At 34.7% G+C, this 12901-nt stretch carries 12 protein-coding genes; all 12 read right to left on the bottom strand.

What is annotated here, in order from left to right:
• Nucleotides 1-38: 38 nt before the first annotated feature.
• Complete coding sequence (locus BUB95_RS00680) at nucleotides 39-797, bottom strand: shikimate dehydrogenase family protein (protein ID WP_073081664.1); 759 nt, start codon at nucleotides 795-797, stop codon at nucleotides 39-41.
• Nucleotides 766-1785: a DUF368 domain-containing protein gene (locus BUB95_RS00675; RefSeq protein WP_073081662.1), complete on the bottom strand. Its 1020-nt coding sequence runs from the start codon at nucleotides 1783-1785 to the stop codon at nucleotides 766-768. The genes BUB95_RS00680 and BUB95_RS00675 overlap by 32 nt, the downstream gene beginning before the upstream one ends.
• Entirely contained in the window at nucleotides 1786-2760 is a 975-nt protein-coding gene (locus BUB95_RS00670) for a DUF368 domain-containing protein (RefSeq protein WP_073081660.1), read from the bottom strand.
• Nucleotides 2761-2803: 43 nt separating this feature from the next.
• Entirely contained in the window at nucleotides 2804-4210 is a 1407-nt protein-coding gene (locus tag BUB95_RS00665; RefSeq protein ID WP_073081658.1) for a tetratricopeptide repeat protein, read from the bottom strand.
• A gap of 156 nt (nucleotides 4211-4366) precedes the next feature.
• Nucleotides 4367-5542: an aspartate aminotransferase family protein gene (locus tag BUB95_RS00660; RefSeq protein ID WP_073081655.1), complete on the bottom strand. Its 1176-nt coding sequence runs from the start codon at nucleotides 5540-5542 to the stop codon at nucleotides 4367-4369.
• A gap of 1 nt (nucleotide 5543) precedes the next feature.
• Nucleotides 5544-7358 (bottom strand): OstA-like protein, encoded by a 1815-nt coding sequence (locus BUB95_RS00655; RefSeq protein WP_073084990.1) that lies wholly within the window; start codon nucleotides 7356-7358, stop codon nucleotides 5544-5546.
• A 90-nt stretch (nucleotides 7359-7448) separates the two neighbouring features.
• On the bottom strand, nucleotides 7449-8723 hold the full coding sequence (locus BUB95_RS00650) for an adenylosuccinate synthase (RefSeq protein WP_073081652.1): 1275 nt from the start codon (nucleotides 8721-8723) through the stop codon (nucleotides 7449-7451).
• A gap of 6 nt (nucleotides 8724-8729) precedes the next feature.
• The gene (locus BUB95_RS00645; protein ID WP_073081650.1) at nucleotides 8730-9185 is read right to left on the bottom strand and encodes a Fur family transcriptional regulator; all 456 of its coding nucleotides are present in this window, start codon (nucleotides 9183-9185) and stop codon (nucleotides 8730-8732) included.
• A gap of 89 nt (nucleotides 9186-9274) precedes the next feature.
• Complete coding sequence (locus tag BUB95_RS00640; protein WP_073081647.1) at nucleotides 9275-11482, bottom strand: RelA/SpoT family protein; 2208 nt, start codon at nucleotides 11480-11482, stop codon at nucleotides 9275-9277.
• A 52-nt stretch (nucleotides 11483-11534) separates the two neighbouring features.
• On the bottom strand, nucleotides 11535-12062 hold the full coding sequence (locus tag BUB95_RS00635) for a CIA30 family protein (RefSeq protein WP_234969223.1): 528 nt from the start codon (nucleotides 12060-12062) through the stop codon (nucleotides 11535-11537).
• A gap of 71 nt (nucleotides 12063-12133) precedes the next feature.
• Nucleotides 12134-12430: a DciA family protein gene (locus BUB95_RS00630; RefSeq protein WP_073081641.1), complete on the bottom strand. Its 297-nt coding sequence runs from the start codon at nucleotides 12428-12430 to the stop codon at nucleotides 12134-12136.
• 7 nt (nucleotides 12431-12437) lie between these two features.
• Entirely contained in the window at nucleotides 12438-12860 is a 423-nt protein-coding gene (locus tag BUB95_RS00625) for a lipocalin family protein (RefSeq protein ID WP_073081638.1), read from the bottom strand.
• Nucleotides 12861-12901 lie beyond the last annotated feature (41 nt).

Below are 12901 nucleotides of genomic sequence, written 5' to 3'. Positions count from 1 at the left end.
AAGCTTTTAGTATAAAACAAAGCGAAAGAAGAGTGGTGTTATTTGTTCCAAATTTCCCAAGATTTTTCGGCTTGTAACTCTAACATTTTTCGGCCGTTTATGGTGATAGCATTTTGAGATACTCCGCATTGTAAAAATTTAGTTTGCTCTGGGTTATATATTAAATCGTAAAGAATGTGTTGTTGTGTAATGCCCTCATAAGGAATATCTGGACAAGCATTGATATTTGGAAATGTACCAACAGGAGAGCAGTTGATTATTATTTGGTGGTCTTCGATTATTTTTTCTGTTAAATCTGAGTAGGTGTAGGTTACCTGTTCTTTTTTACTACGCGATACAAAATAGTACTCTATTTTGAGTTGCTTTAGTGCATAAGCAATAGCTTTTGATGCACCGCCAGTTCCTAAAATAAGCGCCTTTTTATGATGCTTTTTTAAGTGTGGTTTTAGTGAGTTTTTAAAGCCGTAAAAATCAGTATTATAACCAATTAATTTTCCTTTTTTTGAAATCTTTATAGTATTTACAGCACCTATTTTTTTTGCTTGTTTATTTAGTTTATCTAAAAACGGAATAACCGCTTCTTTATACGGAATGGTTACATTAAGCCCTTTCACAATTTCAGAACCTGAAAAAATTGATGGAAATTCAGTAATATCTTGTAAATCGAAATTCACGTAGCTGTGTGGAAGGTTTTCAGCTTGAAACTTCTCAGCGAAATATCCACGAGAAAAGGAGTAATCGATAGCCTTTCCTACTAGACCAAATTTATATTTTAATTCGCTTTGTGCGTTGTCCATACCATTCGAGTGCTAAAACTATTAAAATACCAAAGACAATATAAGCTATGGCTAAATAAGTTTCTGAGTTTAATTCGGGAATAAAACGTTTGTAATTTTCTATTATAGGTGTGCCTGTTGAGTCTAAGATAGCGCTTCCGTCCTCAGCCGTTTTAAAAACGGTCTTCTTCCAAGGCCATACAACACCTAAAGAACCAATAATAAAGCCAATGATAGTGGCAAGCGTTATACTCTTGTAATGCTTTAATATGTAGTTTAGTAAGTGGGAAAAGGTTACTAAGCCTGTTACAGAACCAAGTGTAAACACAGATAGTACTTTGAGCATCTGTATGCGTGCTTGGTTTTTTACAAATTCAAAATTACCTGAGAATATATCAGCAATTGTGTCGTATAATGCATTAACAGAATCTACTAGCAATAGCACATAGTTTCCTAATAAAATAAGTATAAATGACCCCGAAAATCCTGGAAGTGTCATCCCGGAAACGCTTATGATACCACACAGAAATACAAATATTAAATTATCATTTTCTGTAGCAGGGTCTAAAAAACTAATACTTATGCCGATTGCTGCACCAATAATGAGAGCGATAATGGTTTTAGAGTTCCAATTTTTAAAATCTTTGTTGATGTAATAGATAGAGCCCAAAATCATCCCAAAAAAGGTACTCCAGACGTAGAGTTCGTAATGTTCAATTAGGTAATCAAGAAGTTTAGATACACTGAAATAACTAATTATCATTCCTAGAAACAAAAGAAATAAAAATTTACCGTTGATATATCTGTAGAAACTCTGGAGCCGTCCGCTAAACAGTAATTTAAAAGCTGTTTTATTAACGCGTTGGAGTGAATAGATAAACTCTTCATAAAATCCCGCAACAAAAGCAACAACACCGCCTGATACTCCAGGTACTTTGTTGGCTGCGCCCATGGCTAAGCCTTTTATGACTAAAAATACGCGGTCTTTTAATGAGCGGGTACTTTCCATTTAAGCTGACTTATTTTCTTTTCCCTTTCCTAATCGTTCTAGAATGAGGATAGTTAAAAAACCAATAATCATAAATACGATTGCCCATATAATTTTGCTATCGCCTTCAAAATTATTTGGTAAAATACTTTTTTCTAAAAGTGGTACCTCTAAGCCTTCAGAATTTAGTCTGGTACTTAATATTTTTTTCCAAGGCCAAATCTTGTTAAGTGAGCCAATCATAAATCCTGTGAGAATAGCAAGTGTTATATTCTTTTTATGCTTAAACATCCAATTCAGGATTTTACTAAACACTTTTAGGCCAATTATAGCGCCAATGGCTAGTAAAATAAAATTGATAAGTGCATCTTTAAAGAGTTCCATATTACCAGTAAATAGTCCATCTCTAAGATTATTAATGGTGTCAATAGCTGTCTGGTAAGCACCAAGAATTAATAATATAAAGGCACCAGAAACACCTGGTAAAATCATGGCGATAATGGCAATAAATCCACAAAATAATAAGTAAAATGGACTTTCTGGTGACGCAAAAGGCTCAGCCAACGTAATAAAATAAGACATTATAGAAGTAATGGCTATAGCTGCAAAAATTACGGGCGACCAAGTTTTAATTTGCTTAGCGATATATAAAATACTAGCTAATACCAATCCAAAAAAGAAAGCCCAAAGTAAGACTGGCTCATTATGCAAAAGCCATTTAATCACCTTAGCTAGAGATAAAATACTTATAGCAATACCAAAAAATAGTGCTAATAAAAATGTACCATTAATTGATTTCCAAGCGGTTTTAAATCCTGATTTTTTCCAAACTTTAAAAACGCCAAGATTAAGATTATCTATACTTTCTATAAGTTCTTCGTAAATACCAGAAATAAAAGCGATTGTTCCTCCAGAAACTCCAGGAACAACATCAGCAGCACCCATGGCGATGCCCTTTAAAGTCACAGTTAGATAGCTAAAAAAGCTGCGTTGCATAAGTAATTATAAAAATGAAACGCTAAGGTATGGATTTTTAGCCTTAAGATTTTTTTGAAGACGAAATAATAGCCTTTACCACAGGTTTATTTTGAAGATTAGGAAACAACTCTTCAATAATAAAATCGTAATCTTTATTTAAGCGTAATGCATTTTTTAAATGGTAACGTCCTTTGTCTTGTTCCAAAATCTTGAAATACAAGCCGCCTAAACGGTATTCTATTTCTGCAGATTCCGGATAAAACTCTACAGCTTGTAATAAATTATATATAGCAGCGTCATATTCACCAAGCTTAATTAAAATGTCTGAGCGGTGTAACCAAGTGTCAATTTCATAGTTGCCCAATTCTAATGTACGTTTAAAACCTTGCTCAGCTTCTTCTAGAAAATTAAGACGTAGATTTATTTTAGCATAAAGTTTCCAGTAAAGTACATTATCACTGTCAATATTTACTGCTTTTTTGATAAAATGAAGTGCCTTTTGGTAATTTTGATGCTTAGCATAGAACTTAGTAATGGCTATCCAACCTTTATCCAAAAGTGGGTCTTCCTCAACTGTTTGGTTAAAAAATTGTACGGCTAAATCATCTTCGCCTAGCTTTTCGTAACAATAACCAATACGAAGTAAAGCAAAAGATGTTGGGTCTTCTAAAGCCAGAGTGATTTTATAATTCTCAATAGCTTCAGTATATTTTTTTTGCTTTTCTAAGACTTTCCCTTTTTCTAAATAAGCGCCTATAAATGTATCGTCTGAGATAATAGCAAAATCAAACGCAGTACTTGCACGTTTGTAATCTTTTAAGGCGAAATATTGTCGGCCTAACTGATGCCATGCCACTTCACAATAAGGATTGGTATCCAGATAAGCATTTAGAAAATCAATAGCCTCTTGATTTTTGTCTAGAAAGTCGAAGCAGTAAATGACGTTATGCAAGGCAGAGTAATCTGTGTAATCTTCTTCAAGACATTTTTGAAAATACAATAGGGCATTTTCAAATTGTTCTAAGAACAAATACTCCATACCAATAAGTCCATACAAATCGCTTTCACCTTCTTCAGAATCTGATAAATCTAGGGCAATTAATAACGCATTTATAGCTTGTTCATGCATATCTTGTTTAGATAGCACATTAGCTTTCTGTATATAAATTTCTTCGTTATTTGGCTCTAAATAGTGGAGTTCTTCGAGTATCTCATTAGCTGTTTCAAACTTGTTTTCTATAACTAGAATTTCAATTTTGAAGAGTCGAAGATTTATTGAACTGGGATGCTGTTGCAGTCCCATTTTTATAGCTTTTTTTGCTAGTGAAATTTTACCATTTTCGAGATAATGGTGGATAATGTTTTCAAATTCGTTTGAGTCGAAAAACAAAACGTCGTTTGTTTTTAACATGGATTCAAACTTCGTTAGCGATATGTTATTAAAATCTTCGTTATGACTATACTCCATAGGCAGATATAATGTTCAACAAAATAAATTTAGTGTTATAGATTGAAGTTTGAATTTTAGCCTGTCAATGTTTTTAACAAATTAATTAACAGTGTAATTTCAATGTGAAGTACAATAGTCGTACCAGATGACGTCTTCTTTCAAAAAGAAGTTGGATTATATTTGGTCAAGAATGGTGGTTATGGTTTTACAACCTTCGATTATTTCTGCTTCTGAGATGGTAAGCGGAGGTGTTATCCTAATAGCTCTGGGTTCAAAAAGCAACCAGAATAATATAAGTCCTTGGTCTTTAGCTTTTAATATCACTTCATTTGTAATATTGGCAGATTCGGTAAGCGCAGCAAGCATTAAACCTCGACCTCTTATTTCTTTAATTTTTGGATGTTGAAGATGCTGTCTTATGAGTTTTTCTTTTTCAAGCGCTTGTGACATTAAGTCAGACTCCGTGATTTCTTTTAAAGTAGCCAACGCAGCGGCAGCAATTACGGGATGACCACCAAACGTCGTGATATGACCAAGTTTAGGGTTGTCTTTGAGCGAAGACATCATCTCTTCTGAAGCAGTAAAAGCCCCAATAGGCATTCCACCTCCAAGTCCTTTGCCTGTGACTAATATGTCTGGGACACAATTGTAATTTTGAAATCCAAATAATTGTCCTGTCCGTCCAAAACCAGGTTGTATTTCATCTAGAATGAGTAATGCTCCCACATCTTCACATCGTGATTTTACTTTTTTGAGGTAATCATTTAGCGGCTCTATAAATCCTGCGCCACCTTGTATAGTCTCTAAAACAACAGCTGCCGTTTTTTTTGTGATGTTATTTAAACAGAATTCGCAATTAAAGGCAATATGCTTAACATCTGGCATTAACGGTAGAAACGGACGCTTACGTTCTTGATAATCCATTAAACTAAGCGAACCTAAAGTATTGCCATGATAGGCGTTTTTTGCTGAAATGATTTCGGAACGACCTGTATAACGACGTGCAAGTTTAATGCTACCCTCAATGGCTTCGGTGCCAGAATTTACAAGATAAGTGGTGCTTAAAGATTCTGGTAGGTGCTTTGCTAAAAGTTTTGATAGTTCAACAGCGGGCTCTTGGATATATTCGCCATAAACCATCACATGAAGGTATTTGTCCAGCTGTGATTTTATGGCCGAAACTACTTTTGGATGTCTGTGTCCTAGTGGCGTTGCCGAAACTCCTGCAACAAAGTCTAGATGTGCTTTACCAGAGGTGTCGTAAATATAACTTCCTTTAGCATGACTAACCTTCATGGCTAATGGATGCGGTGTGGTCTGTGCTTGATATTTAAAGAAATCGTCTTGCATATTAATTGCCTGAAGCTTTCTTTTTGTTATCAGATTTTACTTCTTGAATTAACTTTTTATTTGGAGCCTTTGTTTTTTGTTGCCCAGAGCTATTCGAAGGGTCAGGAATATTTCTTGCAGCTTTATTTTCTTTAGTCTTATCGTTAGGTTCAGCTGCTTTTACTCTGGCTCTCACATCTTTATCAAAAAAGTCTTCTGGCGGCACGTAATCGTCCAAACCTTTTATGACTGGTAGTTTTAATGGTGGGTCGTCTTTAAATAAATCTTCAACACTGTTAGGGCGTTCTTCTCCGCGCCAGTCAAAACCTCTTAATCTATTCGCATTTTTAGGAAATAAAGATTCAGGACTTAAATCACCATCGACCTTATTGATTAATCGTATTTCTTGTATTTCATTATTATCAATACTAATATTAATGCTCCCAGATTTAGACTTATTAATGCCTATTAATTCGCCAATTCCGTTTCTTGAGTAGTAAATAACTTCAGCATTTTTTATAATATCAACATTGTATAGCTTATTCTCCTTGAATAATCCTATGAGTTCTTTTCCTTTGGTTTGGTTGTAACCATCATCACTTATAGTGTCTTTACTCACCAAAAAAGCATTATAGAAGACTTTTAGGGAATCTAGTTTTTTAGTTTCAACATTAGAAATTAAGTGGATGGTATCTCCAGACATTTGGTTGTCTAAATTCCAAATTACGGGTTTTCGTTTTGTAGCAAAAGGGTCATTCGTACTAAAACGTGATAAGTTTATCATTTCGGTAAGCCCAGTTTTATGGTCGGCGTGAATAGAGTCTGCTTTGCCTGCTAAATCACTCTTGTATATTTTAGCATTGTAATAAGCTCTTGTGATACGATGTTCTTCTGGTCCAGTAAGCATCAGTGTATCACTATGCATATAAATTGAATCTTTTTCTTGAACAGAGATAGCTAATGCCCGGCCTGTAATAAATAGCGAATCTTTGGCTTTCCAAACTTCTGCATAATCACCTTTGGCAATACTATTGTTTATGGTGTCTGTAACTACAATATTATTAGTCGCTGAAGCGAAATTGAGTTTACGGTCAAAGTACATACTGTCTCCTTTGACTTCACGGTCATCGTAGTCTATTTTTGCATTACGTTCAAAATAACCAAAATCTTCTTGTGTGTCGTAAAAACCACGTTCGCAGTATATTTTATCGTTTTCTCCTGTTATGGTTGAAGGTCCGAAAATATAGGCGTGCCCAGATTCGTTAAAGAAATCGAGGCGTTTAGTTTTGAGAGTGTATTCTGGATTGACTAAGACCACACTATCAATAAATTGATATTTTTTTGGCTGCATGTAATAGCGACCAATTCGGCTAGTAATGGTGCCAGAAGAATCTCTTACTACTTTACCAGAAGTATCGTAATAAGCTTGTTGTTTCGTACGGTCAAAATGAAGCTTTTCAGTGGTTAGGGTAGAAGCAGGTTCTTTTAAAATCACATCGCCTCGAGCAAAAGCAAGCTCAGTTTTACCACTATACTCCACGTACTTAGCCGTCATGGTAATAGTATCACCTTGAACCATTTTTACATTACTAAAGGCTTCTATAAAATCTTGTTTTTTGTACCAAACGGCTTTATCGCAATACAGATTTACACCATTATGTACAAAATGAACTTGTTGCTGATTGTCTCTTAGAAATGTTAAGGCACCGTCTTCACTATTATTGTTCGTAAAACCTTTTCCGGCATATATAATCTTAAGCTTGTCTTTCTTTTGCGAAAAACCAACAGTTGTAAGGGTACAACAGAAGAGTAGGATGACGAATTTTAGTACTTTCAAAACTTTGTTTTTATTGACTAGTAACCGTTTTACTTTTGCTTTAGTATCAGTTAACAGTTTTTTTAACAGCAATAAAGCAAAGTTTATAACTTACTTTCTATGTATAGTTTGCTTTCTATCTGGACCTACAGAAACTACAGTAATTGGAATGTTTAATTCTTTTTCTAAAAACTCTACATAGCCATTTAGAGCTTCTGGTAATTGTGAAGCTTCTGTCATGCCTGTTAAATCAGCGTCCCAACCTTTAATTTCAGTATAGATAGGTGTTACATTTTCTTCTTCAATATTATAAGGAAGGTGTGTAATAGTCTCACCTTTGTATTTATAGGCTGTACACACTTTTAAAGTTTTAAAACCAGAAAGTACATCACCTTTCATCATAATTAATTCAGTAACGCCATTGACTTGACATGCGTAACGTAATGCTACTAAATCTAACCATCCGCAACGTCTAGGACGACCTGTAGTTGCACCAAATTCATGACCAACACGTCCCATAGTTTCACCATCTTTATCAAACAACTCTGTTGGGAAAGGCCCAGAACCAACACGTGTAGTATATGCTTTAAAAATACCATACACCTTACCAATTTGGTTTGGTGCTACACCAAGTCCTGTACATGCACCTGCTGCCGTTGTGTTAGATGAGGTGACGAATGGATACGTACCAAAATCAATATCTAACAAGGAACCTTGTGCACCTTCTGCTAGAATTGATTTTCCAGAGGCTTGTTCTTGATGGATATACTCTTCAGAATCAATAAATGTGAGCGATTTTAACGTTTCTACTGCTGCGAAAAACTCTGCTTCAAGTTCATCTAAATTATATTGAATATCAACGTTGTAAAAGTCTATCATCGCTTGGTGCTTATCTGCCAAAGCTCTGTACTTTTCTTTCCAATCGGCTAATTCAATATCTCCAACACGGATACCGTTTCTCCCTGTTTTATCCATATACGTTGGACCAATACCTTTTAGAGTAGAACCAATTTTTGCTTTTCCTTTTGAAGCTTCACTAGCAGCGTCTAATAAGCGGTGAGTTGGCAAAATAATGTGAGCTTTTCGAGAAATTAAAAGTGATTTTTTATAATCTACATCTTGCTCATCAAGCTTATCTAATTCTTTTTTAAAGATAACAGGGTCAATAACAACACCATTACCAACTAAATTCACAGTATTATCATGAAAAATCCCTGAAGGAATCGTATGTAATACATGCTTTCGTCCATTAAAGACTAGCGTATGCCCTGCGTTTGGCCCGCCTTGGAAACGCGCAATGATATCGTATTTAGAGGTAAGTACATCGACAATTTTTCCTTTGCCTTCATCACCCCATTGTAAACCTAGTAGTAAATCTACTGCCATTATATGTTAGTTTGTTTTGTTTTTGCGATTGCCATAGAAGTAAAGTGAATGGTTGTTGATTTCGATATCAAAAACTTCTTCTATGGTTTTTTTTATAGATTGAATGCGTGGGTCACAGAATTCTATAACCTCACCAGTATCTGTAAGAATGACGTGATCATGCTGTTTATCAAAATATGATTTTTCGTAGTGCGCTTGATTTTGCCCAAATTGATGTTTACGAACCAAAGCACAATCCAAAAGTAACTCGATTGTATTGTATAGCGTAGCACGACTAACACGGTAGTTTTTGTTTTTCATCTTGATGTAGAGAGATTCTATGTCAAAATGTTCTTCACTGTCGTATATCTCCTGAAGAATGGCATAACGCTCAGGCGTTTTTCTATGGCCATTTTCTTCTAAAAAAGTAGTAAAAACGCGTTTTACTATTTCTTGATTACTTTCTTCGGTTTTTGCATTCATAATAAGGTGTAAATTTAAACAAAATTGTAGCAACTGAATTATAAATTTTGTCTAAAACCAAAAAGAAATCAACAACTTTTCAAAGGTATCTATACACGTGAAACCTTATCGATACCATTAATTTTTTTCAGATTATCAATCAGCTTTTTAAGCATGGTTTTGTTTTTTACAACCACAGTAATTTTGCCCGAAAATATCCCATCGTCACTTGAGAAATTTAAGCTCTTCATATTTACGTGCATATTGGCAGAAATAACTTTTGTGATATCGTTTACTAAACCTAAATTATCGAGGCCAGAAAGCACAATTTGTGAGGTGTATTCTTGTTGCGTAGAGTCTATCCACTTGGCTTGCATTATTCTGTAAGCATAGTTAGATTGAAGACTTACAGCATTAGGACAATTCTTCTTATGGACTTTTATACCATCATTTATGGTAAGAAAACCAAACACATTATCTCCAGGAATAGGATTGCAACATTTTGCTAAAGAATAATCTAGCTTTTCTTCCTCTTTACCAAATACCAGCATATCGTATTTAGATGTAATCTCATCCTTATCGATATCTTTTGGTGGGTCAGGCTTTCGTATTCTGTTTTTAATGTAGCTTACAAAGGCGTTACTACGCGATGATGCATAGTTTTTGAGCATTGTATTATCTATTGTGCCCAACCCTACACGATAAAATAAATCTAGTGAGGTGTTGAGTTTAAAATAATTGACAAGCTCATTTACAGATTTCTCATTCAAAGTAATCTTAAGCTGTTTAAGCTTTCTGCGAAGAATTTCTTTGCCTTCTTCGGCCATTTCTTTTTTATCAGCGTTAAGATGCGATTTAATTTTGCTTCGCGCTCTTGCTGTAGTAGCATAATCTAGCCAGTTACTGTTTGGTTTAGAATTTTCCGAAGTTAAAATCTCTACACGGTCTCCACTTCTGAGTTCATGACTCAGTGGAACTAACTTTCCATTGACTTTTGCACCTCTTGTTTTCATACCTACTTCGGTATGAATGCTAAAGGCAAAATCTAGAGGTGTTGCGCCTTTAGGTAGTGATTTTAAGTCGCCTTTTGGAGAGAACACGAAGATTTCCTTAGAGTAAAGATTGAGTTTGAATTGCTCAACAAAATCTACAGCATCAGCTTCATTGTTTTCTAACGTTTCTTGAAGACGGTTAATCCATAAATCGAGACTGTCTTCTTTTTCATTTTCATTTTTGTATTTGTAATGGGCGGCGTAGCCTTTTTCAGCTATTTCATTCATACGCTCACTACGAATCTGTACTTCTACCCATCGGCTTTTAGGACCAACAACCGTAATGTGTAAAGCTTCATAACCTGTAGATTTTGGTGACGATATCCAGTCACGTAAACGAATAGGGTTTGGGGTAAAGTGGTCTGTAACGATGGAATAAATTTTCCACGCTAAGAATTTTTCATCAGGTATCTCTGATTTGTAAATGATACGCACCGCAAACTTATCGTAAACTTCATCAAAAGAAACACCCTGTTTTAGCATTTTACGACGAATACTAAAGATAGATTTTGGGCGCCCTTTAATTTCATATTGAAGACCTTCTTTGTCAAGGGAGTCTTTTATCACCTTAGAAAAGTCTTTGATATATGCATCTTGTTCCTCTTTACTATCTTCAATTTTGCTGAGAATGTCGTTATAGACTTCAGGTTCGGTGTATTTTAAGCCTAAATCTTCTAATTCTGTTTTTATATTGTAAAGCCCAATTCTATGTGCTAATGGGGCGTAAATGTATAAGGTTTCTGAAGCTATTTTTACTTGCTTATCATCACGCATGGACTCCATAGTTTGCATGTTGTGTAAACGGTCTGCAATCTTTATGATGATTACACGGACATCTTCATTAAGTGTCAATAACATCTTTCTGAAATTTTCCGCTTGTAAAGACACATCCATATCTTTCTTTAAAGAGGATATTTTTGTTAAACCATCAACAATACGTGCTACGGTCTCACCAAAAAGCCGTTCCATGTCTGCAATGGTGTAATTAGGATTGTCTTCTACAACATCATGAAGTAAGGCAGCAGCAATACTTGTAGCATCAAGACCAATTTCTTGAGCAACAATTTTTGCAACAGCTATTGGATGAAAAATATAGGCCTCACCAGACTTGCGTCTTTGGTCTTTATGCGCATCAACAGCAACCTCAAAAGCGTGACGAATTAGTTTTTTATCCTCACGACTTAAGGTTTGGTAGCTTACTTTTAGTAGTTCTTTGTAAGCCTTTGCAATCGCAGCATTTTCTTGTTCAATAGCTTCTTCAGTCATATAACTAAAGTACTAAGACCGATTGTAATACACAATAGTTTTTGGGAGGATTTTACTTTAATTCTATCTTATCAATCAATAGTTTAAAAGCCTGCTCTTTTTTGTTTCCGATAAGGAATGCGATTTCTCCCATCTGCTTGCCATTAAAATTTGGTTGGTTAAGTTGATAGCCGCGGAACGAGGGTGACATTTGGTTGAAAGGAATCGAAATAGTTTCCCATTCGCCAGAAGTTTGAAATTCATAAATGTATGAATAACGTTGACTACTTGTACTTTTAACTCTGAATTGAAATGGTTTTCCATCGCCTTTTAAACGAATTTTAAATGATGTGTATCCTGAGGAATTAATGGTTTCAAAATTATACCGAACCGAAGAAAAGCCACCATTGTTTTCTAATGATACGTAACCAGAAAATTCCCCATGACCATCGGTGTTAATTTTAAAATTTCCGTTTGAGCGTCCACCCATAACTACATCATCAACGATGCGCCAATTTTGGATATTACTTTCAGAATTAAAATCGAATATGGTCATAGTTTGATAAGAAATTACGAGTAGAAATAGAAAGGCGTACCTCATAGTCATTATATTACAATGTAAAGATAAAACCAGAAGGAATAATAAGTTTTATGTTTAAGGAAACTTTAATGTTACCTTAAAACTAATTTGGTGATGACTTCATTACCAATAGCTTCATTAAGCATGGCTATGATTTTTTCTTTTCCATAACTTAATTCTTCTCTCAAAACGCTTGAGCTTAGTTGTACGTATAGCGTTTGATGTTTAAGCTCAATGGCAGTTGTGTAATTGTTTACGCCGTTACCCATAAGGTTTGCCCAAGCATCACGTACATTAACCTTATCTAATCCACTTTGTAGATTGTTAGCGGAGACAAACTCTTTTAATACGTCTTCTATGCTTTGATTTTCGTTATTACGTTTTGCCATGTTCTGATTATTCCAAATCTAATTCTAAAGGTTTATAGCGTTTATAAATATAGACGGTTTCTCTATCGTTAACAACTTTCATTTGGTTTTCGTTAGCACTTAAAACCGTTTCTTTCCAATTAGCATAAGGTGTTTTGTAATAAAAATTTAAACTGTCGTTTTCAATTTTTACAGTAATACCTTCAGCATCTTTTGAAGTTATATATTTAGAATTAAAACCAGGCTTTAGTTTTTTACGGAAACCTTTCAAGCTATCATTAATAGAGATGTAGTCTATAGTTTCGTTGTATTTGTATTCCTTTTTTGTGCCGTCAGTAAAAATAACTTGGTCTATTTCCCAATAGCCATTAACATGTTCTAAGTAGCTTTCAGTATTTGTAGTACATGAAACCAATAATATGAGTCCTATGATGGTAAGAAACCGTTTCATCTGTTGGTATTTAATTGTTTTTATTTGTCAGATGGAATGCC

Origin of the sequence: Winogradskyella jejuensis, from assembly GCF_900129745.1 — a bacterium.
In the GTDB taxonomy this organism is placed as follows: domain Bacteria; phylum Bacteroidota; class Bacteroidia; order Flavobacteriales; family Flavobacteriaceae; genus Winogradskyella; species Winogradskyella jejuensis.
This window is presented reverse-complemented; position numbering and strand designations above follow the sequence as displayed.